Here is a 25339-nt window from a genome sequence, read left to right as displayed (position 1 = left end):
ATCAGGCCACGCTCCGGTTCTCGATCACGATACCCGTTCCCGATCGAACCGAGAACCCGATTCGGTCTCCGACCTGTTCGCCCATTCCTGCAAACCGCTTGATAAACAGCTGACGACGAATGTCGTTTCCGACCTCGATCATCTCGAGTTCGACGTAGACGTCTGCGATCGACCGGAAGGGGCCGATCGCTTCGGAGCCGACCGTCGATGGGTCGACGGTGAGGATAACGATTTTTCCCTGCGAGATGATGTCTCGGAGGAACGAAATGATCTCGAGGGCAGCCTGTCGTTCGTCGTTCTGTCTGACCAGGGCCTCGAACTTCGGATCGTTTCGTAAAATCGCGTCGAACGTATCGAGAATAATGACGTCAGCGGTCCACAGCGTCTCCTCGTCCATCAACTTATTTAGCAGATCCTTGCGCGACTCCTCCTCGTCGGGTGCAGAGAGCACGCCGCCGCTGTCGAGATCGCCGTAAATGAACAGGAGATTCTCGAACAGCAGGTGCTCTTCGACGCCGTAATTCAACGAGTGCATCTGGCTGATAAATCCCTTCACGTCCAGTTCGGTCGAGAGGAACGTAACGGACTGACCCGTCTCACAGAGTCCGTACGCAAACCGCTGAGAGATGGCACTTTTCCCAGCCCCGTAATCTCCTTCAAGCAGGATGATGCTTCCTTTCGGAATTCCACCTCCGAGTTCCTTGTTCAACCGGTCACGGCCCTCTAACCCAATCGACTTGATATTATTGAGCTGAACCATGTGGATCTACGCGAGTCGACGAATTCTTGTTGACAACGTGGAACACGTACTCTGTATCGTCTGACGGTTTGGCTCCCTCATCGAGATCGAACTCACACTCACCGGTTTCGGGTTCGTACCGACCGATCCAGACGACGCGACCGCCGCCGGTAACCACACCCTGGGAGAGACCGGACGTCTCGGTCGTCGGCGACATGAGTCTGCTCGACTTGGTCGAGTACAGTGTCGTTCCACCTGTATCGTCAGCTTCCGTTACGGTCTCGACATCGTCACCGACCCAGTTCATGCGCTCGTTGCCGGTCGCAGTCCCAGGGTCAGCCTCTGTGGGCGGCTGCATGGGTGTGTCGCCGGATCCCACATCTCGCTTCGAGTCACCCTCAGAATCGTCACCGTAGATCTTCAGCGTCCGCTCAGACTCATCACCATCACCGGCAGACGCCGACGGCGCGTCGTCTCCGTCCGCCTCGGTCGTGTCCTCGACCGGCTCGACATCGATCGACAGATCGCGGCCAGCCACCGACGGAAGGTCGACATCTGCCTCGCGAAGCCACTCCTCGAACGCGCCTGACTTCCGTTCGGGCTCGGTAATCTGTGAAATCCACCAGAGACTCCGGCTGTGTTCGACGCCAAGCGAAGAGTTTGGACGTGGATTATCGAGATCCGGGCCGCCGTTGAACCCGTTGAGCATCGTTTGCAAATGGGCTTCGGCAGGCTCGCTGATCCAGTCGATCGACTCGTAGAACCGAAGGGTCTGTGCGGCACCGTTCAATCCGACCTCGTCGGTCAGGTAGTCGAGCCACTCCATCACGACGAACTCCACATCGTATCCGGAGGGGACCGATACCAGGTATGGGCGACTATCGATGCCGTCAACTGCCTCGCCCTCGCTGGTAGCATCGTCATCGTCCGCGACGGCCGATGGCTCCTCGGAGGTGTCGTCAGCTTCGAGGCCGTCGTCCACAACGGGCTGTTCCGACACGGGATCGCTTTCTATGCCGTCAAGCTCCGAACTGCCGGGCTCCGAATCGCCGGGTTCCGAACCGTCGTCTCCGGCCCAGGAGGCATCGCCCGAGTCGTACTCCTCTTTGAGATCGTCAAAGGAGAGTCCCTCGTCGCCACCACTCTCATCCGAGCCGTCGTCTTCGAGGTCGTCTCCAAACCCGTCGTCTTCGAGGTCGTCTCCAAACCCGTCGTCTTCGAGGTCATCCCCGAAGTCATCGCCCGCAAGATCGTCTCCCATGAGCGGGTCGTCGTCTTCGAAGCTATCGTCGAGGAACTCGTCTGCCTCCACATCGGCGATGTCGTCGTCCATCATCTCCGCGTCATCGTCGACGCCGTCGAAAAGCGATTCTCCACCGAAGTGTTCACCCTCTCCAGGTGCCTGTCGAGCAGCCTCCCCTTCGGCGAACATATTCGTCAGCGAATCGTCCTCGATAAACGGATTCACTCCCTGGGTGACCATCTCGTACACCTCCAGGAGTTTCCTGATGTTCTCCTCGATATCGTCGAGCGAGTCAGCGATGTTCTCGTTCTCACTCTGGACCGTGTTGACCGTCGACGAGAGTGATCCGACCTCGTTTTCGATCTCGCTCACCCGAGCCTCCAGCTCGGCCGGAACCCCCTCTGATCCCCCGTCAGAGCCCTCCTCCCCGAACGAGAGCTCGTCGCCGCCACCGCCGAGCTCGTCGCTCATCAGTCCGTCATCCATGAGATCGTCTCCCATGAGCGGGTCGTCGTCCATCGACCCGCCATCCGCTCCGCCATTATCTCCGTCACTACCGTTCCCGAGCATGTTTTTGATCTGAGAGATCATCGTGATCAGTGCTCAGAAGGAGCGGCAGTGGATTCGTGGGTGGTGTATCGCGTGTTGTTCATGACTATTGCAGACTCCGTGGTTCGCGACGGGGGGTCGCGAAGTATCACACCCGCATATCAAATCCCGTGATACTAATCTATTTTGGTCGGTTTTCCGACGGAAAAAGGTCCCTGGGTCGGGAACCGGTCAGATCCGGCGGACGGTGCCGGTTGCACGCTTGATTCGGAGCTCGCCGGAAGACGGATAGAACGTAACCTTCCGACCGGCGTCACCGCCAGTGTCGGCGCCACGAAGCGGGAGATTGCGGTCGGAAAGCACCTCCTCTGCGGCACCGATATTCTGCTCACCAATTGGTGTATCGAAGCTCTCGAATTGGACCATCGTCGCTCCACCGGTAAGCTTCGCCCAGGCCGTAGCGAGATCACCGCCATTCGCTTCGAACGTAGAGAGCAGCGCCGCAATGCCGGTATCTGCGAACTTCGCGTCGTCGTCGGTCCGTGCGTCGGCTTCGGGGAGCATAAAGTGGAGCAGTCCGCTGACCAGCGACGTCTCGTCGTGGACGACGACGACGCCACACGATCCGACGCCGGTCGTCCGAAGCGGGCGCTCCCCAACCGCAACGGCGTACTCGGCAACGCCGACCGGGATCGGGCCCGGATCGGTCACCTGTTCTCCTGTCATTGGCCTTCTGTCACGCGTGCCCTCGTCGGTCAGTCCTGTGTGAGACTGACGATTACGGAGAGGAATCCGAGGGTCATGATACAGTAGTTGACCGTAAGCAACAGCCGCGGATCCTCGAATTCGGTCAGAAACGCACTGATCGTCGTCGCACCTGCAGCGGCGACGATCAAGGAAAATCCAACTGAGAGGAAGATCATCGACTGGCGTCTCGTCTCGACGTAGGCCCGAATAGCGAGGCCAGCCATCGCCAGCCCCGAGAGTATCAGCGTTCCGCTAAAGACGACGTACAGGAGTTCGATGAGTTGCATGCGTTGTGAGACCAGGGGGCTACACGGCCAGCGGGAAGCCCATACCTGCCGTCTATCGCGGGATGACTAAATGGTATTGACTGTCTGGTAACATGTACTGTTCAGATCGGCCGGTGGACTTTTATTGGACTAACAGCGATCCTGAGACGAATGGGCGACGACGATACACTTCAGCGTACTTGCTCCCCGTCTGAGGCAGTGACGATCGACCGACGAACGGCCCTCACAGCGGCCGGCAGTCTCTCGCTTGCGTCGCTTGCCGGCTGTGCGGGTTCGATTCCGTTCGTCGGCGGCGACCGCGTCGAGATCACCGAAAAAGAGGAACCGGGCGACGATCCCGACGGCTCGCCGGAGGAGTTCTACTACATGTTAGAGGACAACGACATCGTCGTCGACGAACTCTATCACGATACGGGCGACGATGATTACATCCTCTTCTACGAGTCCCAGGCCGAGGACAGAGAGGAGTCGGACGACGAAATCGCGCTGATCTACCTGATCTTCCGCGACGGCCTCGTCGACCGTGGTTCGCCGGTCAACCACGTCTATACGGAGGTTCTCGACCGGTACGACGGACAGGTCGAAGGGTGGGGAATCAACAGCCAGTGGGCCGAGGAGGATCTCGCGGGCGAGGCGTCCGAACTCGACGTCTGGAACGAGATAGTCGACAGTAAAATCTACCCCGAGGACAGCGACGAAGCTCTGGATGACAACCTCACTATCGATGAGGAATCGGGCGACGTCGCGGACGACGAAAGCTAACGTAGCACACCGCGCGTGCGACGATTGCGATTACTATAGCTCGATTTCCATAGCCAGCTATTTTCCGTAACCAGCGTAGCCAACCGCCGCCTCGGGACGGTCAGTCGTCGCCACTGAACCCACGCCGGAGATCGCTCCACACCCGTGCGAGTGGTTCCGGTTCGTCGCTGCGTGCTGTATGATCGACCGTCATTTCGGTGCCCTCGAACCGGACGACGATTTCGTCGACTGTCCGCCGGTACATCGTCCGCTCGTAGTTCGACTCGCCGACCTGGGCGTCGACCTCCTCTAACAAACCGATCTCCGTCAGCGTGCTCACCCGCCGGTAGGTCGTCGTCACCGGAACGTCGAGGCGCTCGCTCAACTCCTGTGCGGACACGGGTTCGTCTGCCTCCTGGAGGATCTGCGGGCTGTAGGTCTCTCCCAGCCCCCGAAGGAGGTCACTCGCGTCCATACCAGGTCGAATCGACTGGGTACGTAAAATAATATTGACTGTCGGTTGAGGTGAATTGTTCAGCTAATCGGTCTAAGCGCTGGGTTCGGTGGGCTGGTAGCTACAACCGAGGATTCAACGGAAGCTGTCGCTAGGGGCTAAAAATAACGGAAAGGACCTAGTGGGTGCTAGGTTGGTTAGAGACGGACTGCTTCGCCTTCGTCACCGAAGAGATCAGGCGCGCGCAGTTCGACCTGGGTCGTTGCGGAAGCAGGTGAGACAATGTCGAGGGTTGCCTCTTGACCTTCACCGAACGCATCACCAGCCCCATCACCGAATGGATCCGCCGCGGGGTTGAGGATTATCGTGAAGTCGCCGTTGGTCGAATCGAGAACGGCGCTATCTGAAGCGACCCATTCACCGTCTTCATTCATGACTCCGAAATACCCATCACCAAGGTCAGAAGCAGTAGCAATCGCCCCCTCTTCCACCTCACTGTCACCAGGATCGCTATCGACGCTCTCGGCTAGATTCAGATTATCCTGCCCTTCTGGCCCAACGGCTTGAATAATCGTCTCGTTGAGGTCGATATCATCAGAGCCAGGAGCACCGCTAACGGAGACATTAATTGAATCTAGTTCGTTATCGGTATCTCCGACAATACCGACGGCACCACTAACATCGATACGTTCGGAAACGAGTTCCGTACTCTCCTCACCAGTCGCTTCAGCCTGTGACTGGAGGAAGCCGGCGGTGTTGATCAGCACACCTGCAGCGATTGCGGCGACCAGCACCATCGCGATGAACACGATGAGGGTACCGATACCCACCTGACCGCGGCCGTCGTCAGTTTCTTTTGTGAACATTGTTAGAACCTCTCTGTATCGTCAATGAACGTACTTGGGGCACGGATTTCGTATTCCGTGGATGCACCAGCATCAGTGGTGAAGATAGCCGTCACTCGAGCGTCCTCCTCGAGTGCAGGGTAGACATCATCACCCTCATCACCAAGATCAAGCTCTACTTCAGCTCGATCACTGGTTGTTACAAGCACGTTACCCTCCATTCCTTGGACATCATCTATTTGATCATCCTCGAGAGTGAAGGTCTCCTCTCCCTCAGTACCGATGAGTTGCAAGGTAGTTTGCTCCAAATCAATTGGATCGGAGCCCGGTGCCGTTGCAACGGTGAAATATAATGTTTCGACTGCATCATCGTCTGATACATCACCTGACGCACTCACGATGCTCAACCGGTCACTCACTTGCTCTGTACTCTCCTCACCGGTGGCTTCCGCCTGCGTCTGCAGGAAGCCAGCCGTGTTGATCAGCACGCCTGCGGCGATTGCGGCGACCAGGACCATCGCGATGAACACGATGAGGGTACCGATACCCACCTGGCCTCGTTCGCCATCTGAATCGTTTGTAAACATTGTGTACGCTACCCGTATCGGGTATGTGGATGTGGTTATGGATTGGTATTAAATTTATTCGTGAGTTTTCAACAGTGGAAATGGGCGTCTTAGGGTGCCTATCGTCAATTTTCGACAGCGAAGTGGTAACGTTCTCGCTGATTGATCAATTTCAGATTTCCAGCCGGTTCCGATCGAAGCAGCGCCAGTAGGCGGCACCTGATAGGCAGCGCGACCACCCGTCGGGTCAATTAGTCACGAATTTATGATAGTCGTACTACAGAATGTGTCGTGGCTGGCACGTCGAGAGCCGGTCGTCCACCGAGAAGTCGTCATCACAGTCGTTAAATAGCGAATCTTCATACAGAGGGTATGACCGGTGACGCGTTCGACGCGCTCCTCACGTACGTCGAGGACGACCTCTCGTTCGCGACGAGTCACTACAACGACAGGTATCTCGACCGGCGGGTCTCCTCGCGAATGCGTCGAACGGACGCGGACACGCACGACGCGTATCTACAGTTGTTACAGGAGGACCCCGGCGAGCAGGAAGCGCTGCTCGATTCGATGAGCATCAACGTCACCGGATTCTTCAGAAACCCGGACGTCTGGGAAGAAGTGCGCTCGGTTCTGCGGACGCTCTCGACCGAGCAGTACCGGGTCAACGTCTGGAGTGCGGCCTGTGCGGACGGCCGGGAACCGTACTCGACTGCGCTGCTCTCACACGTCGACCCCGAGATCGACGAGTCCTCGGTTCGCATTCTCGGGACCGACATCAGTGAACCGGCGCTCGAAACTGCACGAGAAGGGCGGTACCAAAGTTCGAAGACGCGCAACATCGGCGACGAACTCGCGTTCTTAGACGGCTACGAGGAGTACGTCTCGATCGAGGACAACTCGTTTCAGATCGACGACGCCGTGCGCCGAACTGTCGACTTCGAGCGCCACGACCTGATCAACGACCGTCCGAAGTCGGGGTTCGATCTCGTATTCTGTCGGAATCTGTTCATTTACATCGACGAGGAGTACAAGGAGTCGATGCTTCGGACGATCGCCCGGTCGATGGACTCCGACGGCTATCTCGTGATCGGGAAAGCGGAGACGATTCCGCCGGCGCTGAAACCGATGTTCGCAGAACACGACAGTCGGCTGCGAATTTATCGGAAAGACGAGCACTGAGGAGACGACCGACGCCAGTGTTGGGTGGCCGAGAAGCGGCCGACGGAGACGCCTTCTACATAGACCCCTCGATCAACCGACCAATAAATATAACTGGTGTTCGTCGCATACTCCAGCCATGAGTTCCGTTTTTGATACGTTCATTCGCGAAAGTCAGGAGGATCTACTGGAGTTAAACAACTCCTTGCTCGCACTCGAAGAGAACCCGGACGACGCGGACGCGATCGACGCTGTCTTTCGGGTCAGCCACAACTTGAAGGGGAACTTCGGTGCGATGGGCCACGAGGAGCCGGCAAACCTGGCCCACGCACTCGAGGATCTGTTAGACGAGGTCCGGGAGGGCTCGATGGCGATCACGAACGACCGGATGAACCTACTGTTCGAAGCGGTCGACGAACTCGAGGATATGGTGACACAGCTCGCCGACGAGGGCGAGATTGACGCCGATCCGGGCCCCATCGTCACAAAGCTGCGAGACGAGATCGAGACGAACGACGGGGCGGGAGTCACCCCGAACGTCGACGCAGCGGAGTCGGCCGATGTCGACCTCTCGGAGCTCCCCCTCGAGACACTTGCGGGGACCGGCGCTGCCGATGCAGCCGGCGTCTACCGGCTGGCCATCGAAATCGGCGACGCCGACTCGAAACTCGTCGACGCGATGTTCATCATCGGCGACATTCAAGACGAGTGTGAGATCTTCACGGGCTCGCCGCCGATCTCCGATATCGAATCCGGAGCGTTCGACACCGGGTTCGAGCTGTACGTCGGCGGCGAGAACGGGACGGACGTGGACACGCTCGAAGCTGCGTTCGGCGATCACCGATATCTCGAGTCCCTCGCGGTCGATGACGTTACAGCGTCCGTTCACGCGGGGCTGTCGGAAGACGGGGACGGTTCGGAGGGGGAAGCCGACGAAGACGACACCTCGTCGATCATCGACCGCCACGACACCGAGATCGAGTCGATCCGGGTCGACGTCACGACCGTCGACGAGCTGTACAACCAGGTCGAGGAGATGGTGACGAGTCGGATCAAACTCCGGAAGCTCATCGAGGAGCTCGGCGCCTCGGACGTCGAAAAGAAACTCGACGATCACGATAAGATCACCTCCCGCATTCAGGACTCGGTCCTCGAGATGCGCCTCATTCCGCTGCGGACGATCGTTGGCCATTTTCCGCGGCTCGTCCGAGACCTCGCCCAGGAGCAGGGCAAAGAGATCAACTTCGAGATGTCCGGCGTCGATATCGAGATGGATCGATCGATCCTAAACGAGATGCGTGATCCGCTGGTCCATCTCCTGCGAAACGCGATCGACCACGGGATCGAAGATCCGGAACTCAGAGAGCAAGCGGGCAAGCCCAGAAAGGGACAGATCGAGCTCCGTGCGACCCACGAGCGAGACACGGTCGTCCTCAGGATCGAGGACGACGGGAAGGGCTTAGACGAACGCTCGCTTCGACAGAAAGCGATCGAGAAGGACATCAAAACGCCCGAAGAGCTCCAGGTGATGGAGCAATCGGAGATTTACGAGCTGATCTTCCACCCCGGCTTCTCGACCAACGAGGAGGTCACCGACATCAGCGGCCGCGGGGTCGGAATGGACGTCGTCAACCGGGTCGTCCAGAGCGTCGATGGCTCCGTCACCGTCGAAAGCGAACCCGGCGAGGGGACCGCGATCGAGGTCAGAGTCCCGGTCAGCGTCGCGATCGTGAAGGTGCTGTTCGTCGAGATCGGCCAGGAGACGTACGGCATTCCGATCAAGAACATCGAAGAGATTTCGGCGCTTGAGGAACTCAACATCCAGTCGATCGACGGCTCGACGATCCTCAGCCACGAGAACCAGACGTATCCGGTTCTCGACTTAGGAGAGACGCTCGACGTCCCGAACACACAGCCAAGCGAGGACGATCTGGTCGTCCGTATCAAAGACGACATTCGGAAGATCGCGTTACGGTGTAACAACATCAACCGCCAGGAAGAAGTGGTGATCAAGCCGTTCCAGGGCTCACTGAGTCGGGTCGACGGCATCAGTGGTGCCGTTATTCTCGGCGAGGGTGATGCCGTGATGATTTTAGACGTCGAAACGCTGTGAGTGTGGGTGAACTGCTCGGTCGCTGAACTGCTGTCTGAAACCACTCAGTGGTCTAGAAAGACTTCCGTTCCTGAAAGTCAAGTTATAGACAATATCGTTTAGTGATTTCACTTTGAACGGGAGGTATGGATCCGACGGAGCTCCTCGAAGGACTGGGAGAGAAGTACAGTCCCGACATCCTTCGAAAAGCTCAACAGCCGATCTCCACCCAGGAGCTCAGCGAAACGCTCGAGATACCGACGACGACGAGCTATCGCCGCGTCCAGACGCTACACGAGACGGGGTTACTGGAAGAGGCAGAGACGGAGATTGGCGATGCAAACCGCGAACGGACGCGTTACCAGCGCAGTGTCCGAGAGCTGACGATCCGGTTCGACGGCGATGAGTTACAGATCGAATCGACCGATCGAGAGGGGCTCGGACAGAACCTCGCGAGCGTCTGGGACGGGCTCGGACGTGGGCTGGGGGATGGAGACTGAGATGAACACGCGAATCACCCTAACAGGGGAACTGTCGACACGAACACGAGCGTGGATGGGACGATACTGGAGATGGTGAGGGACACACCGCCAAACCGAGGGACATGGAAATAGATATACACTCGCTGAAGACCTACAACGATCTCGCACGCGAGGGGGCGGAGTCCGCAGCGGACGCGCTTGCGGCGCTCGTCGACATCGAGACGCGGGTCGAAGTGACGACAGTAGCGTTGATGACGCCGTCGGATCTGCGCCACGCCTACGGCGATCAGGATCTTGCGGGGGTCAGTGCATCGCTACGGCCGCTTCTGGCCGGAGAGACCGTCCTGGCGTTCGACGCTGAGAGTCGAGAAACGATTACGAACGAGCTCGTCCCTGGCGACGACCCATCGATGGCCGAGAGCGCGATCACCGAAACCGGGAACATCATGCTAAACGGGTTTATCGGTGGCTGGGCGGATCACCTCGAGACGAAAGTCGAGGTGTCGCCACCGGAGTACATCGAGGGGACGGGGACGGACGTACTCCCGACGGACGCTGCGGATGGAGATGCGTATCGCCTCGTCTTCGAGAGCCGCGTCGAAGCCGTCGGCCGGAACGTCACGTTTCGCATGCTGTTGTTCCCCCGAATCGAGTCGGTTGACGAACTGCTAGAGAGCCCGACCGATGAGGGCGTTCCACTCGAGAGACTGTCGGGATTCACCGAGATGACCGAGCGCGGCGCATCGCGAGCCGCCGAGAACGTAACCGCGATGACCGGTATCGAGACGACGGTAGCGGTAAACCGGCTGCGGTTCATGCCGGTCACAGATATTCCCGCCGCAGTCGGCAACGAACACCGGATTGGCTCCGTCGTCGCGTTCCACGGGACGCCGAGTGGCTACCTCGCGATCCTCTTCGATCGAGCGTCCGCCCGGACGAGCGTCGACGCGTTACTCCCGGTCGAAAGCGAGCCGTGGGACGACAGAGAGCAAAGCGCGCTCGAAGAGCTGTGTAATCTCATTACGAGCGGATTCATCGACGGCTGGGCGAACGTCTTGGAGACGTCGATTTCCCACTCACCGCCGACGTTTGTCGCCGACATGGGCGCATCGATCGTGAGTCCGCTAATTGCGGATCTCGGGCGGACTCAGACCGACGCGTTCGTGCTCGATTCGACGATCGAAACCGACGGCGACCAGGTACTCGAATGCCAGCTTCTTGCGCTCCCACACCGCGAGGAACTCGAGGCGGCGCTCCAGGGAATCTCTCTGGACCGGACGAACGAAACACGCGCGGATCCGGCCGATTTCTTCGCAAAGTAGGGGCTGCGTGAACACGGAACAACATCGGAGAGTCGGCTCCGACGGTGGTGAGGACCATGGTATCGGCACAATTTATGTACCGAGAACGGTCATTCACAGCTAATGACTTCCTCGGGCGAGTACAAGATCACAGACCGGAGCCGGCAGACGGTAGACGGAAGCGAACTCTCAGACGAGATCGGCATCGACCGAGCCGAGATCGAGTGGCGAAAGGCGTTTACGCGGCTGGGCCGCGAGGACGTCGCCCGCCTGACGGCACTCGACGACGAGTTCGAAGCGATCGCCGACGACGCAGTCGACGAGTTCTACAAGCACCTCGAATCACACCCGGAGTCTGCGGCGATTCTCGATTCGTCCTCGAAGTCGATTAGAGCGCTCAAACGCTCCCAGCGCCAGTATCTGACGAGCCTCGGGCGCGGTGAGTACGGACAGGAGTACTTCGATAGACAGGCCCGGGTCGGCAAAGTCCACGACATGCTCGACATGGGGCCGAAGTTCTACCTCGGTGCCTACGCAATCTACTACGAACAGATCGCCTCGATGATCGGCGAGGCGGCGAAAACACGGCTCGAGGACGCCTCGACGTCGGGTCCGGACACGGCTGGTAGCGCGGACTCACAGCCGGGGACGGAGGAGGCGCACGTCCCCGTCTCCGAAGCGAATGCAGCCGTCGACGAGGCGATGGAGCGGATGGTCTCCGTGTTGAAGCTGACGAACATCGACCAGCAGGTCGCAATGGATACGTACATCCACTCGTACTCCGGAATCGAGACCGAACTCGAACGACAAGAGCGCACCGCCGAGAACGTCCGAGAGACGGCCGGCGAGCTCCGAGACGCCTCCGAGACGGCGAGCGAACTCTCCGAAGAGATCGGCTCGCTCGCCGACGAGCAGACGGAGTCGATGTCCGAGGTGACCGGCGAGGTGTCGAATCTCTCTGCGACGGTCGAGGAGATCGCGTCGAACGCCGAGGAGGTGAGCGCGACGACGAACCACGCCGAAGAGATCGCCAGTGACACCGTCGACGCCGCAGAGAACGCCATCGAGAAGATGGACAGCGTCGAGCACGCAGCCGACGAGGTGTCCGCTGACGTCGACCGGCTTCGTGACCGAATCGAGCGAATCGACGAGTTCGTCGAGGTGATAAACGAGATCGCCGACCAGACGAACCTGCTCGCGATAAACGCCTCCATCGAGGCGGCTCACGCCGACGAAGCCGGCGACGGCTTTGCTGTCGTCGCCGACGAGGTAAAATCGCTCGCCGAGCAGTCCCAGGAGCGCGCCTCGGACATCGAAGAGCTCGTCGAGCAGATCCAGCGAGATACCAGAGAGACTGTCGACAGTCTAGAGCGCGCAACCGACGAGATCACCGACGGTGCCGCACTCGTCGAGGAAACTGTCGAGAATCTAGAGCGAATCGAGGAGTCGGTCCGAGAGGCGAATTCGGGGACCGCAGAGGTCGCGACGGCGACCGACGATCAGGCCGTAAGCACGGAGGAGGTCGCGAGCATGACCGACAGCACGATGGCGAAAGCGCAGACGATCTCGGAAAAAGGTGACCGAATTATCAACGAGAACCAGACACAACTCGAGCTCGTCGACGAGATTCTCGCCGAGTTCGACCAGAGGAACGCAGCGAGCGAGCCACAGCGCTCGTCTGACCCCGGTGTCGGACAGCGATAACGTCGCCGTCGGTGAGAGACATGTGATCGAAACCGACAGTACAGGTACTTTTATAGTGAGGAGAGGCGATAGGTCCGCATAGTGTCACGTGATGACAAGCTGCCACAGACGACGACCAATGGGACGGGAGTTAGACGAGTGGGTAGGAACACGTACCAGTAACATATGAGCAACGAACAGCCGATCTCGAAAGAGGATAGCACGGAGACCGATTCTGCAGTTCTATCGACGCATACGACACATCCACGGGAGTACACCTTCAGCTACGAAGAGGTCCAACAGATTCTGGATGCCGTCGAGCACTGGGTCTGGATCAAAAACCGGGACGGAGAGTACATCCTCTCGAACGAGAAACAGTCCCGGGAGGCCTACGAGCTGACGCCGGATGAGATCCGCGGGACGACCGACTACGAGTTAGTCATGGAGGACATCCGCGGCTCGGGCGAGCAAGCCGACATCGAAGAAGAGCAGTTTCGCGCCGACGACATCGAGGTCATGGACACCGGCGAGCCGAAGGTCATTCCACAGGAACGGATCACCGGACCGGACGGCGAGGAACGTGTTCTTCGAACGGTCAAGAGTCCGTTCGAGACGGAGATTACGGAACAGGACGCGACCGTCGGCATCGCCGAGGACATCACCAACCGCTTGCACACCGACAAGCTGGTCGGCATCCACCAGGCGATCCAGGAGCTCATGCGCGTCGAGTCCGTCGACGAAGTCGCGACGATTGCGACCCGGACCTCGGCGGACGTGATCGAGCAGGAGTACTGTACGGTGTGGCTGCCCAACGATGCTGGCGACCAACTCGAGTTGTTCGACTGGTCGCGTGCGGTCGCGGACAACAGCAGCGTCCGGCAGCTCGATGCCGTCGTCGCCGGGCCCGGCGACGTCCAGTGGGAGCGCTTCGTCAGCCAGCAGTCTGCTATCGAGACGAAAGTCCAGGAGGACATCGACCCGTCGGATCTGCCGGTTGACCGTCCACTTACCTCTCACATCATCATCCCCGTCGGCGAACACGCGTTGATCGAGATCGGCTCGTTCGACCGAGTGCTGTTCAAAGACGACCTCGCGAAGATACTCGCGTCGAACATGGAAGCCGCGTTCGGCCGGATAGAGCGGGACAGAAACCTCCAGAACGTTACCTCGGAGGTCAACGAGACGGTCAGCGACGTCGACGACGCGACAAGCGGGGTCGCAGAGATGTCGCGGTCTGTCACCGAGCAAGCCAACCAGCAGGCCTCGACGATGGAGGTCGTCTTAGACGGTGTGACGAGCATGAACTCGGCGATCGAGGAGATCGCCGCCACCACGAGTGAGGTCGAGACGACGAGCTCGCAGGCGGCGACGCTCTCCGAGGAGGGGCAGGTGTCCGCCGAGGACGCAAAGGAGGTCATCGTCGAGGTGACGGACTCGGCCGAGGACGTCGCCGACGACGTCTACGAGCTCCAGGATCGGGTCAACGAGATCGACGGCATCGTCGAGGTCATCAACAACATCGCCGACCAGACGAACATCTTAGCACTGAACGCCTCGATCGAGGCCGCCCGCGCCAACGAGTCCGGCGGCGGCTTCGCCGTCGTCGCCGACGAGGTCAAGCAGCTGGCCGAAGAGACTCAGGAGAACGCCGACGAGATCGAAGGGCTGGTCGACGATATCCAGGAGAACACCGACGAGTCCGTCGAGCGCCTGTCAGCGATGGTCGAGCGCATCGACACCGGATCGACGCTGGTCGAGGAAGCCGTCGACGCCTTCGAGGAGGTCGCCGACGCGATCGCCGACGCCTCGACGGGCGTTAGCGAGGTCGCCGACGCGACCGACGAACAGGCCGCGAGCACCGAAGAGATCGCCGCCCAGGCCGAGCAGGCGACGAAACTCGCAAACGACGTGGCGGCGGAAGCCGAGCGGATCGCGGACGCGAACGACGAGATCGCCCGGCAGGTATCGAATCTCCAGACGGAGGTCGACGAGCTCGCGGACGTCAAATGACATCCTCCGCGCCGTAAACGGCGCGGTTTCCTCTCCGACGTGGGAGTCTCAGCCGGTCTACGATTCCCCGGAGGCAACATTCCCGTCACGGTGGACGGTACTCGGGTCTGTGCGCTGTTCTTTGGGACGGTGAGAGCGTGGTGACTCCGACCAGTCGTGGTCGTCCCACTCGAACCGCACGGGCCGTGCCATCGGCCTGACTGCCTGTTCTGTCTGCCGCTCTAAGAACGTCTTTGACGCCGTGAGGTCAGCGTACCCCTCGAATCCACACGGGCAGGTAAGCGTGTCCTGGTGCCGTGTAGTCCGGTCTTTCGACCCGCACTGCGGACACTCTTGGCTCGTCCACGCTTCCGACCGCACCTCGACCGAGATACCATATTCTTCAGCGGTACACGCCAGTCGCTCGATGAACTGCTTGAACGCCCAGAAGTTGTGTGTCTTGGCGTTCGTTTCGACCGACCAGTGCGTTTCGAGTACATCGGTCAAGCCACCGACATACACCGTGTCCACGCCGTTCTCGTAGAGTCGTTCGAGCAGGTCACGACACAGTGCTTCTTGTGCGTGGTCGCGGCGACGTGTCCGTTTCCGGTACAGTCTCCGAATGCGTTGGCTACTGTATCGGCCTTCCCGTAGTTTGGACTGCAACCGGGATATTTCTCGCGTCGTCTCACGGAATCGTTGAAACAACCCGCGGCCCTCGTATAGGTATTGTTCGCCGGTCTTGGTGGTACAGGCAACGAGATTGTTCGCACCAAGGTCCAGAGCGGCCTTCTCTGAGGCCAGTGGAGTGTCCCGTGCATCATCAGAAACAGTCACGGGTTGCGAAGCTCGGAAGGTGCTATCAGTGTCGTCGTACCACAGGTCCAACCGGCCCTGCTTCTCGTAGTCGGGCCAGTTTGGTTCTCCGGCGATCTCCAGGCGGAGCCGCCCGGTGTGGTCGTATCGGTCTTTCAGTTCGCTCCCGACCAAGATCTCCAGTCGAGAGCAGTCGCCCCATTCGACGGTGTACGACGTGTTGCGAATGACGCCTTTGAGTCGCCGCCCATCGTCCTCGTTGCCACGGAATCCTGGGGGCTTAGGGTGTTCCGTGACCGACGTATCCGACTTGTCGTGGTACTTGTTCTTCGTGTCGAAGAACCCGCGCCACGCTTCGCTGTTTTTCCGTATCACCTGTTGGGCAGTGGACGCGCCAAGCACGCCTTTGTATTTCCCTCCGAGAGCGCCGGTATCGGCGTCCCAAACATCGCCCTCGAAGCCGTCTTCGTCGTTATACCGCATGAGGCGCTCGTAGTTGACTTCGTTCCAGAGAGCGGCGGAAGCGTCCAACAGGTCCCGTAGCAGTTGCTCACCATCGTTGGAGAGCGGTCGCACGGCGAACGTGTTGGTACGCTTCATCCAAAGTATAATCAGTCCCAATATCTAATAAGTCCACCGATGAGGCCAAACATCGACATTGACTGGGCAATCCACGGACGAATCAAAGACTACGCAGAAGCGAACGACATGGATCTCTCAGGAGCTTATTCAGAGGTGTTAGAAGCCGGACTGGAAGCGTTGGAGACTCAAGACAAGTAGTAACGCGGCGATTTCTCACCGGAGCTTACGCGATTCACGCCCGCCCTGTTCGGTCCTCGGTTCCGACTTGGAGTCGGAACACTCGTCCCTCACGGGAAGAGCGGGACTCTCTCGCTGTCAAAGGTAGCCCCGAACCATCACACGTATCCCCGTCGATTCCCTAGCTCGCGCGAGAACGCCTCCGACCATGAGCATCACCGAACACGAACTCACGATCGAGCTGGAAGGGGTCGAGGATCCACAACTCGGCGAGGATATCGTCTCGCTCGGGTTGATCAACGATCTTCGGATCGAAGACGAGACCGCGCGGATCTCGCTTGCGTTTAACGCACCGTACGCACCCGCCGAGATGGAGATCGGCAACCGGATCCGCGAGGTCGTTTCAGAGGCCGGACTCACGGCGGACCTCCGGGCTCGCGTCGACGCCAGCATGGGATTCGACGAGGACGTCCTCCCGAACGTTCGCAACGTCATCGCCGTCGCCTCCGGGAAGGGTGGCGTCGGGAAGACGACCGTCGCGGCCAACCTCGCCGCCGGGCTCGAGGCCCGCGGCGCGATGGTCGGTATTTTAGACGCAGACATTCACGGCCCGAACGTTCCCCGCATTCTGCCGATCGAGGGCGAACCCGGCGTCACACCTAACGAGAACCTCGTCCCGCCGCGCTCCGACGGCGTCCGTATCATGAGTATGGGCTTCATGATGGAAGAAGAAGACGACCCCGCCATCCTGCGCGGACCGATGGTCAACAAGTTCATGATGAAGTTCTTAGAGGGCGTCGAGTGGGGCCGACTCGACTATCTCATCGTCGACCTCCCACCGGGGACCGGTGACGCCTCGCTGAACCTGCTGCAGTCGATGCCGGTAAACGGCGCGGTGATCGTCTCGACGCCCCAGGAGATGGCCCTAGACGACACCCGCAAGGGGCTGAACATGTTCCAGAAGCACGATACGCCGATCGTCGGCGTCGTCGAGAACATGAGCACGTTCATCTGTCCAAGCTGTGACGACGAGCACGAACTGTTCGGTAGTGGCGGTGTCGAGCGCATCGCCGAGGACTTCGACGTCCCCGTCCTGAGCCGGATTCCGATGCATTCGGACTTCGGTGCCGACGGCACCGACGGCGCCGTCGCAAAGAACGAGGAGAGTCAGGTCTACGACGCGGTCAACGACTTCGTCGGCGCCGCCGCCGATCGGGTTGGCGAGATCAACCGCCGGCAGGTTGCCGACGCCAGAAGCGACGCGACCGGCAACGCGGTTCCGACAGAACTCGACGGCTGAGTCGAGACGTTGGGGCTGCCTGCCGTCAGATCGGCGGTCTCCGAGACGGAGTTATAAACAGAGCAGCACTATCACACCAAGACCGTGCTATTCGTCTTCGACAGTGATAGTTATCTCGTCGGTTTCGCCGAATGCGCGGTGGGGACCATCGCCGAGCTGAAGACACAGGTCGTACTCGCCGGGTTCGAGGTCCAGTTCGCCCTCGGACTGGCCGTCCCCCCAGTGGAAGATTCCGTCGTCCTCGGCGTCGTCGCTTGGGCCTGGAATGGTCTCACCGTCGTCGAAACAGTCCTGATCGACGAGGACGTGTAGGTGGCCCTCCCCGACGACTGCTTCGCCGGCCGGCGCGAGGTCGACGTTTTCGACGTCGGCCTCGATTTCGACCGGTGAGGTAACCGTCTCGCCGTCCTCAGGGACGACGAACATCGCCGCCGCGTCGTCGGGCTGATCATCGACGTCGACGTCGTCGTTCTCGTCATCCATGTCGTCGGCCTCGTCATCCATGTCGTCGGCCTCGTCATCCATGTCGTCGGCCTCGTCATCCATATCGTCGGCCTCGTCGTCGTCAAGACAGCCGCTCAATCCCAGTGCACCGAGGGCTACGAGCGCACCGAAGCCCCGTCGCGTCGGTCGGAGTCGGTCCATATCAGGGGAAGTGATACCAGCCGGTATTAGTATGTACAGCCCACCCGATTGATAGTACGCGGATCACGACAGTAGTCTGTTGTTACCGGCTACGATACAACAGGTCGGCAACAGCGAAAACAGAGTCAAGCTGAGTCAAGTCGGGCAGTAATATACTTCCTCACGTGGTCGCCGATACGGCGCTTGTAGCCGGCCTGGCGAGCCAATCGGTCGAGCTCTCGGTTGACGAGACTGCCGTACTGCAGCGCTTTCTTGTCGCGGGTTACGATCTCGGTTGGGAGATAGTCGCCAGCAACGGCCCGAAGCGCCTTCTTCCGTTCTGTCTCGTCGGCCAGCAACTCCTCGGGGAGCGCAAGTGCCGCGGTTACGACGGCGTCGTGAAGCAGCGGGACCACCGGTTCGACGCCCCCGGCTCGAACCGCGGAGACGTCTCGCGGTAGCTGCTCGGGGATCGTGGCGATACTCTCCCGGACCGCCCCGCGAACGGTGTCGGCCTCGACGCGGTGGTCGAGGTGGACGACCTTCTCGTAGCCGCCGAAGAGTTCGTCGGCACCCTGTCCGAGCGCGAGTCGATCGAAGCCGTCTGCGGCGACGCGTTCGGCGAGCAAAAAGAGCGGGAGGGCGATCGAGACGTCCATTGCGTTCGTCCGGCCGATCGCTCGCGCGACCCGTGGGACGGCACGTTCCAGATCCGCCGGCTCGAGGGAGACCACGGTCAGGTCTCGACCCATCGCCGCGGCCGCGCTCCGGGCCGCCTTGACGTCGTGGCTGTCCGGGAAGCCAACGACGTAGAGGGGCACATCGAGAAGCGCCGCGACGAGCGCGGAGTCGACGCCGCCGGAGAAGGCGACCGCGGTCCGATTGGCGGAGCCCGTCGCCACAGTCTGGTCCGCGGAACTGGCCTCCGCGGTCCCATCGCCGGCACTGCTCTCACCGCTCGAATCCGAGCTGACGGTCGAGGCAGCGGTGTCGATCGCATCCGAGAGAGCTGCGAGGGAACGATTCGGATCCGGCTCAGGGGTCAGGTCGGGAAGCACCCAGCGACGGGTCGCGTCCGCGGCCGTCGGTCGACCGTCCGTGACGGAGATGGTGGTCCCAGCCGGAACGAGCGCTGGCTCATCGAGCGAACCCGGCTCGAACGCCCACGCATCGTCTGGCGAACGATCGGCATCTGCCACGCTCGCGGCGTCGACGTACAACGGGACTCTGCCGAGAACGTCGCGAACGAGGAGATCGTCGATCCGGCCGGCGAATCCGATCGTCCCGGGGAAGGGACCCCCAGTATCCAGTGCGGCTCGAACGAGCGTCGGATCGGCGCCGCGTAGCGTCATGGGATGAACTCTCCGACGCCCTTTCGCAGACGGCGCGTGACGCCGCCGGCAGCCTGGCGGAAGCTGATCCGCCAGGGCGTTCGCTTCCCCTCGACCGAGGTTTCCCCCTCTCGGATCGCCGCGAGAATCGCGTCCGGCGTCGGCTCCGGGGCATCGACGCGCGTGACCGCCTGTCCGACCATCTCGCTGATGTGAGCGTCGCTACCGGCGGTCATCGGGAGGCCTCGGGCCCGTGCGAATCGCTCGGCTTGTCGGTTCGCACGACCGGTCAAGAGCCGCGAGTTGTACACCTCGATCGCGTCGGCCTCGGCTAACTGGTCGCGGCTGATCCGTGCCATGACGCCGTGGCGTGACTCTTGGTAGGGGTGGGGGATGACGGCGATTCCGCCCCGATCGCGGATCGTCTCGATGGTTCGCTCGTAGGGGAGGCCGGGCGAAACGGGCTCGTCGATCCCCAGTCCGAGGATGTGTCCCGCTTTGCTCGAGACCTCCATACCCGGAATGGCGACGAGTCCGTACTCGGGAGCGCGCTCGACCGCCTCGAGGCTGGCGTCGATCTCGTCGTGGTCGGTGACCGCGATGGCGTCGAGTCCGATCGCTGCGGCCTGCTCTAAGATGAGTTCGACCGGATCCCGACCGTCGTACGAGAGCGACGAGTGAACGTGGAGTTCGACCGACAGCACGGGTGTACATACCTCGCGACTGATCAAAAGCGCCTCGGTACGGGGGCGACGACGGGAAACTCGGGGACCACCGCTGAGAAGGCACGAACGTGCATATAGAAACCCATTTACTCCCCCACTTTCACCACCTAGATGAATGAGTCTTGCCGATTCGGACCGCGAACTCGTCGTCGCGGAGCTCGGACGGGAGCCGACGCCGGCCGAGGCGGCCCTGTTCGAAAACCTCTGGAGTGAACACTGCGCGTACCGCTCCTCGCGACCCCTGCTGTCAGCGTTTGACAGCGAGGGCGAACAGGTCGTCGTTGGACCCGGTGACGACGCGGCGGTCGTCGCACTGCCCAGCGATGGAGACGAAGACAGTGACACCTACATCACGCTTGGTATCGAGAGCCACAACCACCCCTCCTACGTCGACCCGTTTGACGGCGCCGCGACCGGTGTCGGCGGTATCGTCCGCGACACGCTCTCGATGGGCGCCTACCCAGTCGCACTTGCGGACTCCCTGTACTTCGGCGAGTTCGACGAGGAACACTCCCAGTATCTTCTGGATGGTGTTGTCGAGGGAATCAGCCACTATGGAAACTGCATCGGCGTCCCGACCGTGGCCGGCAGCGTCGACTTCCACCCCGACTACGAGGGGAACCCCCTGGTAAACGTCGCCTGCGTCGGGCTCACCGACGAGGAACGGCTCGTCACCGCTGTCGCCCAGGAGCCGGGCAACAAGCTGGTGCTCGTCGGCAATGCGACCGGCCGCGATGGCCTGGGCGGCGCCAGCTTCGCCAGCGAGGACTTGGCGGAGGACGCCGAGACCGAAGATCGCCCCGCAGTCCAGGTCGGCGACCCCTACGCCGAGAAGCTCCTGATCGAGGCCAACGAGGTCCTCGTCGAGGAGCAACTCGTCGAGTCCGCACGGGACCTCGGGGCGGCCGGCCTCGGCGGCGCCTCGAGCGAACTGGTCGCCAAGGGCGGCCTCGGCGCCGACATCGAACTCGAGCGCGTCCACCAGCGCGAGCCGAACATGAATGCCTTGGAGATCCTGCTCGCCGAGTCCCAGGAGCGGATGTGCTACGAGGTCGCGCCCGAAAATGTCGATCGCGTCGCCGAAATCGCCGACCGCTTCGATCTCGGCTGTTCGGTCATCGGCGAGGTCACCGACGGGAACTACACCTGCACGTTCGACGATCCCGAGACCGGCGAGCGCGAGACCGTGGTCGACGTCGACGCCTACTTCCTCGGGGAGGGCGCGCCGATGAACGACCTCCCGGACGAGGATCCCGAGACACCCGAGACGGACCTACCCGACACCGATCTCGAGGAGGCGTTCGAGACGGTCGTCTCGAGCCCGAACACGGCCTCGAAGCGGTGGATCTACCGCCAGTACGATCACGAGGTCGGCGTCCGCACGAGCGTGGGTCCGGGCGACGACGCAGCAGTGATCGCCGTCAGGGAAGCCGAGCAGGGGCTCGCCATCTCCTCGGGTGCGGCACCCAACTGGACGAGCGCTGCACCCTACGAGGGTGCGCGTGCGGTCGCCTTGGAGAACGCGACGAACCTCGCCGCAAAGGGGGCGACGCCGCTGGCTGCCGTCGACTGCCTCAACGGGGGCAACCCCGAGAAGCCTGACGTCTACGGTGGCTTCCGGGCCATCGTTGACGGGCTGGCAGACATGTGCGAGTCGCTCTCGACGCCGGTCGTCGGCGGCAACGTCTCGCTGTACAACGACTCGGTGACGGGCCCGATCCCACCGACACCGACGCTCGCCGTGGTCGGCACCAAAGACGGCTACGACGCGCCGCCCCAGACGGTCGAATCCGACGGAACGCTCCTGCTCGTCGGTGACACTGGTCTCGAAACCGGGGACGCACCGCTGGGTGGCTCCGAGTATCTGGCGCAGTTCGGCGGCAGCGACCGGTTCCCGGCACTGCCCGAGGATCCGGCAGCGCTGGTCGAGACGCTCGCGGCCGTCGCAGATGACGAGGCGACGGCGGCGGTCCACGACGTGAGCCACGGCGGGCTCGCGGTCGCACTCGCGGAGATGGTCTCGCCGGCAGCCGGCCTCTCGGTCGAGGTTCCGGTTGCTGGCGACCAGGCGGCCGCCGCGCTCTTTTCGGAACAGCCCGGTCGCGCGTTGATTCAGACGCGTGACCCCGACTCGGTCCGCGAGGCGTTCGACGGGATCGCACCGGTTGTCGAACTCGGCTCGGCGACCGACGGCGGTAGCCTGCAGATCGCAATCGGCGAAGAAACGATCGAGGCCGACGCCGCGGAGATCCAGCAGTTGCGACAGACGATCGAGCGAGCACTCGAGTAACTCGGAGCTCTCGGTTGCTCGACTGTCTATCGAAACGCAAACAGACGAATGTTGCTAACCGCCGGAATGTTGATGTATCGGTAGACCAATCTGTTCGACGAACACACGTGAAATCGGAAGATGACGAGTCGTCGGAGACGCCGTCGGTGGTGATCGCAGAGGACGACCGCGATCTCGCCGAGCTATACGCCACCTGGCTCCAGGACCGCTGTCGAGTTGCGCCAGCCTACGACGGTGCCGGGGCGCTCGCGGCGATCGACCGAGACACCGACGTCGTCGTGCTGGATCGCCAGCTCCCGGATCTCTCGGGCGACTCGGTGTTGCGTGCAGTTCGAAACCGCGAGGCAGACTGTCGGGTCGCGATGGTGACGGCCGTCGAACCCGGTTTCGATATCGTCGAGATGGGGTTCGACGACTACCTCGTCAAACCAGTGTCACGAGACGAGCTTCGGGCGCTAATCGACCAGCTGCTGCTCCGGTCGACGTACGACGAGCAGCTCCAGCAGTTTTTTTCTCTCGTCTCGAAGAAGGCAACGCTCGACGCGACCAAATCCGACGCCGAGATCGATGCGAGCCAGGAGTACCGCCGACTGGAGGACGAACTCGCGGTCGTCCGCACTGATGTGGATGAAACAGTCAGCGAACTCATCGAGACAGGCGCCTATCGGAAGCTCTGGCGGGAGATCGCACACAAGCAGATCCGGAGCTAGACACACAGCCCTCGCGGTGTGCCGATCGTCGCAGAGAGAGCCGCGCTACGCGCTCTCGTTGACGAACTCCTCGATCCGGTCGAGCGCTTTCCGAAGGTCTTCGAGCCCAGTCGCATACGAGACTCGGAGGTGTCCCGCCCCACCCTCGCCGAAGACGTCACCCGGGACGGCGGCGACGCCTTGCTCGCGCAACAGTGCTTCGGCGAACTCGGCTGCGTCCCAGTCGCCTGGCACCTCCGGAAAGACGTAGAAGGCACCTTTCGCCTCGAAGCAGGGCATGCCGATCTCGCGAAAGCGCGAAAGAACGTATCGTCGGCGCCGGTCGTACTGGGAGACCATCTCGCGGACGTCGGGTCCGCAGCTGTCGAGTGCTTCGATAGCCGCGTACTGAGGCGTCGTAGGGGCCGACAGCATGGTATACTGGTGGATTCGGTTCATCGCACCGATGACCTCGGCCGGCCCGAGCGCGTAGCCCAGACGCAGTCCCGTCATCGCGTGGGCCTTCGAGAAGCCGTTGAAGACGATCGTGCGCTCGGCCATCCCGGGAAGCGTCGCGATGGAGGCGTGATCTGCCGTCCCTCCCGTCGCTTTCTGGGTCGTGCTGGCTGACTGCTCGGAGGCGGTCTCCGGCTCGTCGTTGGCGACGTAGGTCAACTCCGCGTAGATCTCGTCGGCGAAGACGACCAGATCGTGCTTGCGGGCGAAGTCGGCGACCGGTTCTAACTCCGATCGCGTCATGATCGCCCCCGTCGGGTTGTTCGGGTAACAGAGGACAAGGACGTCCGCCTCGGCTGCCCCAGCCGATTCGAGCGCGTCGACGGTCAGTCTGAACTCGTCTTCCTCACGGGTCGGCACGGGGAGTACCTCCCCGCCGGCAAAGGTGACACCCGGCCCGTAGGAGATGTAGGAGGGCTGGGCGACCGCGACCGTGTCGCCGGGATCGACAACGGCACGAAAGGCGAGGTCCACGGCCTCGCTGGCGCCGGCCGTGACGAGGATTTCGTCGTCGGGGTCGTACTCGAGACCGAAGCGCTCGTCGACGTAACCGGCGATCGCCTCGCGGAGCTCACGCTTGCCGCGGTTTGCGGTGTAGGAGGTCTTTCCCTGCTCCAGAGAGGCGATCGCGGCGTCGCGGGCGGCCCACGGTGTCGCGAAGTCGGGTTCGCCGACACCAAGCGAGATAACGTCCTCGCGCTCCTCTGCGATCTCGAAGAACCGCCGAATTCCGGAGGGACCGACGGACTGGACGCGATCCGAGAGCTCGATCGTCATGGAGAGATCGAGAGCCGATCGTCCTCGTCGCCATCGCCGAACTCGATCCCGTGTTCTTTGTAGGAGGTCATCACGTAGTGGGTGACCGTCTGGGTGATCTCGGGGACGGGTGCGACCTTCTCGCTGATAAACTGCGAGACCTCGCGGATCGAGTCGCCCTCGACTTCCATATCGAAGTCGTAGTCGCCACTGACGAGTCTGAGGGCGGTGACCTGCGGAAATCGTGCGAGACGCTCTGCGATGTCGCCGTAGCCGGTTTCGCGGTCGAGGCGGACGTTGAGTTCGACCTCGGCGCGCACGCGTTCGTCCTCTAAGGCGTCCCAGTCGACGACTGCCTGATAGCCGTGGATGACGCCGGCGTCCTCTAAGGCCTCGATCGTCGCCTCGACCTCCGCCTCCTCCATATCGGTCATTCGCGCGATGTCGGCTGTCTCGTACCGCGCGTTCTCACGGAGTAGTTCGAGAACCTCGCGTTCGCTCATACAGGCTCGAAGCGCGAGCGCGAGTAAATTTCTTCCGGAGTAGCCACCATGAGGGGAAACCGGGTTGATTGTGACCGATAGGTAGGCTATCACCCGAGTAGTACGATCTTACACACAGTTTGTGAGGTATTACGCACGGTTTGTGAGGTGTGTG

The 25339-nt window shown here is 61.3% G+C and carries 24 protein-coding genes; 11 read left to right on the top strand and 13 right to left on the bottom strand.

The features are described 5' to 3' along the window. Nucleotide 1: 1 nt before the first annotated feature. From OB905_02440 to OB905_02425, 4 genes are all read right to left on the bottom strand, one after another. Nucleotides 2-760 carry an ATPase gene (locus tag OB905_02440; GenBank protein ID MCU4924843.1) on the bottom strand — a complete coding sequence of 253 codons (759 nt, stop codon included), beginning with the start codon at nucleotides 758-760 and terminating at the stop codon, nucleotides 2-4. After that, a complete protein-coding gene (locus tag OB905_02435; GenBank protein ID MCU4924842.1) occupies nucleotides 744-2552 on the bottom strand; it encodes a hypothetical protein in 1809 nt (602 codons plus the stop codon). The genes OB905_02440 and OB905_02435 overlap by 17 nt, the downstream gene beginning before the upstream one ends. 210 nt (nucleotides 2553-2762) lie before the next feature. Further along, nucleotides 2763-3257, bottom strand: a complete 495-nt coding sequence (locus OB905_02430) for a chemotaxis protein CheD (protein ID MCU4924841.1) — start codon at nucleotides 3255-3257, stop codon at nucleotides 2763-2765. A gap of 29 nt (nucleotides 3258-3286) precedes the next feature. Further along, the gene (locus tag OB905_02425; protein ID MCU4924840.1) at nucleotides 3287-3565 is read right to left on the bottom strand and encodes a hypothetical protein; all 279 of its coding nucleotides are present in this window, start codon (nucleotides 3563-3565) and stop codon (nucleotides 3287-3289) included. A gap of 150 nt (nucleotides 3566-3715) precedes the next feature. On the opposite strand from OB905_02425, the gene OB905_02420 reads away from it, so the two are divergent. Then, entirely contained in the window at nucleotides 3716-4327 is a 612-nt protein-coding gene (locus OB905_02420; protein ID MCU4924839.1) for a hypothetical protein, read from the top strand. Between the two features lie 100 nt (nucleotides 4328-4427). Here OB905_02420 and OB905_02415 read toward each other — a convergent pair whose 3' ends face one another. The 3 genes from OB905_02415 to OB905_02405 all read right to left on the bottom strand — a co-directional run bounded on the left by OB905_02415 (nucleotide 4428) and on the right by OB905_02405 (nucleotide 6192). Then, complete coding sequence (locus OB905_02415; GenBank protein MCU4924838.1) at nucleotides 4428-4781, bottom strand: helix-turn-helix domain-containing protein; 354 nt, start codon at nucleotides 4779-4781, stop codon at nucleotides 4428-4430. Nucleotides 4782-4957: 176 nt separating this feature from the next. Continuing rightward, nucleotides 4958-5626: a flagellin gene (locus OB905_02410; protein MCU4924837.1), complete on the bottom strand. Its 669-nt coding sequence runs from the start codon at nucleotides 5624-5626 to the stop codon at nucleotides 4958-4960. Nucleotides 5627-5628: 2 nt separating this feature from the next. Then, entirely contained in the window at nucleotides 5629-6192 is a 564-nt protein-coding gene (locus OB905_02405; GenBank protein ID MCU4924836.1) for a flagellin, read from the bottom strand. 351 nt (nucleotides 6193-6543) lie between these two features. Between OB905_02405 and OB905_02400 the strand changes: the two genes are divergently transcribed. The 6 genes from OB905_02400 (at nucleotide 6544) to OB905_02375 (ending at nucleotide 14897) form a co-directional block, all read left to right on the top strand. Continuing rightward, a complete protein-coding gene (locus OB905_02400) occupies nucleotides 6544-7350 on the top strand; it encodes a protein-glutamate O-methyltransferase CheR (protein MCU4924835.1) in 807 nt (268 codons plus the stop codon). A gap of 118 nt (nucleotides 7351-7468) precedes the next feature. Further along, a complete protein-coding gene (locus tag OB905_02395) occupies nucleotides 7469-9442 on the top strand; it encodes a chemotaxis protein CheA (protein MCU4924834.1) in 1974 nt (657 codons plus the stop codon). Between the two features lie 125 nt (nucleotides 9443-9567). Beyond that, entirely contained in the window at nucleotides 9568-9921 is a 354-nt protein-coding gene (locus OB905_02390) for a helix-turn-helix domain-containing protein (protein MCU4924833.1), read from the top strand. A gap of 104 nt (nucleotides 9922-10025) precedes the next feature. Beyond that, the gene (locus tag OB905_02385) at nucleotides 10026-11225 is read left to right on the top strand and encodes a chemotaxis protein CheC (protein MCU4924832.1); all 1200 of its coding nucleotides are present in this window, start codon (nucleotides 10026-10028) and stop codon (nucleotides 11223-11225) included. Between the two features lie 102 nt (nucleotides 11226-11327). Continuing rightward, complete coding sequence (locus tag OB905_02380) at nucleotides 11328-12908, top strand: globin-coupled sensor protein (protein MCU4924831.1); 1581 nt, start codon at nucleotides 11328-11330, stop codon at nucleotides 12906-12908. Nucleotides 12909-13073: 165 nt separating this feature from the next. Then, a complete protein-coding gene (locus OB905_02375; GenBank protein MCU4924830.1) occupies nucleotides 13074-14897 on the top strand; it encodes a methyl-accepting chemotaxis protein in 1824 nt (607 codons plus the stop codon). A 57-nt stretch (nucleotides 14898-14954) separates the two neighbouring features. On the opposite strand, the gene OB905_02370 is transcribed toward OB905_02375, so the two are convergent. Next, nucleotides 14955-16292, bottom strand: a complete 1338-nt coding sequence (locus tag OB905_02370; protein MCU4924829.1) for a transposase — start codon at nucleotides 16290-16292, stop codon at nucleotides 14955-14957. Between the two features lie 39 nt (nucleotides 16293-16331). Between OB905_02370 and OB905_02365 the strand changes: the two genes are divergently transcribed. Both OB905_02365 and OB905_02360 read left to right on the top strand, forming a co-directional pair. Further along, on the top strand, nucleotides 16332-16472 hold the full coding sequence (locus OB905_02365) for a hypothetical protein (protein MCU4924828.1): 141 nt from the start codon (nucleotides 16332-16334) through the stop codon (nucleotides 16470-16472). Between the two features lie 187 nt (nucleotides 16473-16659). Continuing rightward, nucleotides 16660-17751 carry an Mrp/NBP35 family ATP-binding protein gene (locus OB905_02360; protein ID MCU4924827.1) on the top strand — a complete coding sequence of 364 codons (1092 nt, stop codon included), beginning with the start codon at nucleotides 16660-16662 and terminating at the stop codon, nucleotides 17749-17751. 87 nt (nucleotides 17752-17838) lie between these two features. On the opposite strand, the gene OB905_02355 is transcribed toward OB905_02360, so the two are convergent. The 3 genes from OB905_02355 to OB905_02345 form a co-directional block, all read right to left on the bottom strand. Further along, nucleotides 17839-18396, bottom strand: coding sequence for a DUF4399 domain-containing protein (locus tag OB905_02355; GenBank protein ID MCU4924826.1), 558 nt, complete (start codon nucleotides 18394-18396; stop codon nucleotides 17839-17841). Nucleotides 18397-18521: 125 nt separating this feature from the next. After that, nucleotides 18522-19727 carry an asparagine synthase-related protein gene (locus OB905_02350; GenBank protein MCU4924825.1) on the bottom strand — a complete coding sequence of 402 codons (1206 nt, stop codon included), beginning with the start codon at nucleotides 19725-19727 and terminating at the stop codon, nucleotides 18522-18524. After that, the gene (locus tag OB905_02345; protein MCU4924824.1) at nucleotides 19724-20410 is read right to left on the bottom strand and encodes a PHP domain-containing protein; all 687 of its coding nucleotides are present in this window, start codon (nucleotides 20408-20410) and stop codon (nucleotides 19724-19726) included. The genes OB905_02350 and OB905_02345 overlap by 4 nt, the downstream gene beginning before the upstream one ends. Before the next feature lie 136 nt (nucleotides 20411-20546). Between OB905_02345 and purL the strand changes: the two genes are divergently transcribed. Both purL and OB905_02335 read left to right on the top strand, forming a co-directional pair. Further along, nucleotides 20547-22721: a phosphoribosylformylglycinamidine synthase subunit PurL gene (purL, locus tag OB905_02340; protein ID MCU4924823.1), complete on the top strand. Its 2175-nt coding sequence runs from the start codon at nucleotides 20547-20549 to the stop codon at nucleotides 22719-22721. A 107-nt stretch (nucleotides 22722-22828) separates the two neighbouring features. Then, nucleotides 22829-23431 carry a HalX domain-containing protein gene (locus OB905_02335; protein MCU4924822.1) on the top strand — a complete coding sequence of 201 codons (603 nt, stop codon included), beginning with the start codon at nucleotides 22829-22831 and terminating at the stop codon, nucleotides 23429-23431. A gap of 45 nt (nucleotides 23432-23476) precedes the next feature. Here OB905_02335 and OB905_02330 read toward each other — a convergent pair whose 3' ends face one another. Together OB905_02330 and OB905_02325 are read right to left on the bottom strand one after the other, a co-directional pair. Next, the gene (locus OB905_02330) at nucleotides 23477-24703 is read right to left on the bottom strand and encodes an aminotransferase class I/II-fold pyridoxal phosphate-dependent enzyme (GenBank protein ID MCU4924821.1); all 1227 of its coding nucleotides are present in this window, start codon (nucleotides 24701-24703) and stop codon (nucleotides 23477-23479) included. Then, entirely contained in the window at nucleotides 24700-25185 is a 486-nt protein-coding gene (locus OB905_02325) for an Lrp/AsnC family transcriptional regulator (protein MCU4924820.1), read from the bottom strand. Before OB905_02325 ends, OB905_02330 begins: the two co-directional genes overlap by 4 nt. Nucleotides 25186-25339 lie beyond the last annotated feature (154 nt).

Source organism: Halobacteria archaeon AArc-dxtr1 (assembly GCA_025517425.1).
Classification (GTDB): domain Archaea; phylum Halobacteriota; class Halobacteria; order Halobacteriales; family Natrialbaceae; genus Halostagnicola.
Note: the sequence above shows the minus strand (reverse complement) of the source record. Positions and strands in the feature narration are given on the sequence as shown.

What these genes read in the sequence shown, in the direction of transcription:
- OB905_02440 (MCU4924843.1), bottom strand. Translation starts at nt 760, where the DNA reads ATGGTTCAGCTCAATAATATCAAGTCGATTGGGTTAGAGGGCCGTGAC.
- OB905_02435 (MCU4924842.1), bottom strand. Translation starts at nt 2,552, where the DNA reads ATGCTCGGGAACGGTAGTGACGGAGATAATGGCGGAGCGGATGGCGGG.
- OB905_02430 (MCU4924841.1), bottom strand. Translation starts at nt 3,257, where the DNA reads ATGACAGGAGAACAGGTGACCGATCCGGGCCCGATCCCGGTCGGCGTT.
- OB905_02425 (MCU4924840.1), bottom strand. Translation starts at nt 3,565, where the DNA reads ATGCAACTCATCGAACTCCTGTACGTCGTCTTTAGCGGAACGCTGATA.
- OB905_02420 (MCU4924839.1), top strand. Translation starts at nt 3,716, where the DNA reads ATGGGCGACGACGATACACTTCAGCGTACTTGCTCCCCGTCTGAGGCA.
- OB905_02415 (MCU4924838.1), bottom strand. Translation starts at nt 4,781, where the DNA reads ATGGACGCGAGTGACCTCCTTCGGGGGCTGGGAGAGACCTACAGCCCG.
- OB905_02410 (MCU4924837.1), bottom strand. Translation starts at nt 5,626, where the DNA reads ATGTTCACAAAAGAAACTGACGACGGCCGCGGTCAGGTGGGTATCGGT.
- OB905_02405 (MCU4924836.1), bottom strand. Translation starts at nt 6,192, where the DNA reads ATGTTTACAAACGATTCAGATGGCGAACGAGGCCAGGTGGGTATCGGT.
- OB905_02400 (MCU4924835.1), top strand. Translation starts at nt 6,544, where the DNA reads ATGACCGGTGACGCGTTCGACGCGCTCCTCACGTACGTCGAGGACGAC.
- OB905_02395 (MCU4924834.1), top strand. Translation starts at nt 7,469, where the DNA reads ATGAGTTCCGTTTTTGATACGTTCATTCGCGAAAGTCAGGAGGATCTA.
- OB905_02390 (MCU4924833.1), top strand. Translation starts at nt 9,568, where the DNA reads ATGGATCCGACGGAGCTCCTCGAAGGACTGGGAGAGAAGTACAGTCCC.
- OB905_02385 (MCU4924832.1), top strand. Translation starts at nt 10,026, where the DNA reads ATGGAAATAGATATACACTCGCTGAAGACCTACAACGATCTCGCACGC.
- OB905_02380 (MCU4924831.1), top strand. Translation starts at nt 11,328, where the DNA reads ATGACTTCCTCGGGCGAGTACAAGATCACAGACCGGAGCCGGCAGACG.
- OB905_02375 (MCU4924830.1), top strand. Translation starts at nt 13,074, where the DNA reads ATGAGCAACGAACAGCCGATCTCGAAAGAGGATAGCACGGAGACCGAT.
- OB905_02370 (MCU4924829.1), bottom strand. Translation starts at nt 16,292, where the DNA reads ATGAAGCGTACCAACACGTTCGCCGTGCGACCGCTCTCCAACGATGGT.
- OB905_02365 (MCU4924828.1), top strand. Translation starts at nt 16,332, where the DNA reads ATGAGGCCAAACATCGACATTGACTGGGCAATCCACGGACGAATCAAA.
- OB905_02360 (MCU4924827.1), top strand. Translation starts at nt 16,660, where the DNA reads ATGAGCATCACCGAACACGAACTCACGATCGAGCTGGAAGGGGTCGAG.
- OB905_02355 (MCU4924826.1), bottom strand. Translation starts at nt 18,396, where the DNA reads ATGGACCGACTCCGACCGACGCGACGGGGCTTCGGTGCGCTCGTAGCC.
- OB905_02350 (MCU4924825.1), bottom strand. Translation starts at nt 19,727, where the DNA reads ATGACGCTACGCGGCGCCGATCCGACGCTCGTTCGAGCCGCACTGGAT.
- purL (MCU4924823.1), top strand. Translation starts at nt 20,547, where the DNA reads ATGAGTCTTGCCGATTCGGACCGCGAACTCGTCGTCGCGGAGCTCGGA.
- OB905_02330 (MCU4924821.1), bottom strand. Translation starts at nt 24,703, where the DNA reads ATGACGATCGAGCTCTCGGATCGCGTCCAGTCCGTCGGTCCCTCCGGA.
- OB905_02325 (MCU4924820.1), bottom strand. Translation starts at nt 25,185, where the DNA reads ATGAGCGAACGCGAGGTTCTCGAACTACTCCGTGAGAACGCGCGGTAC.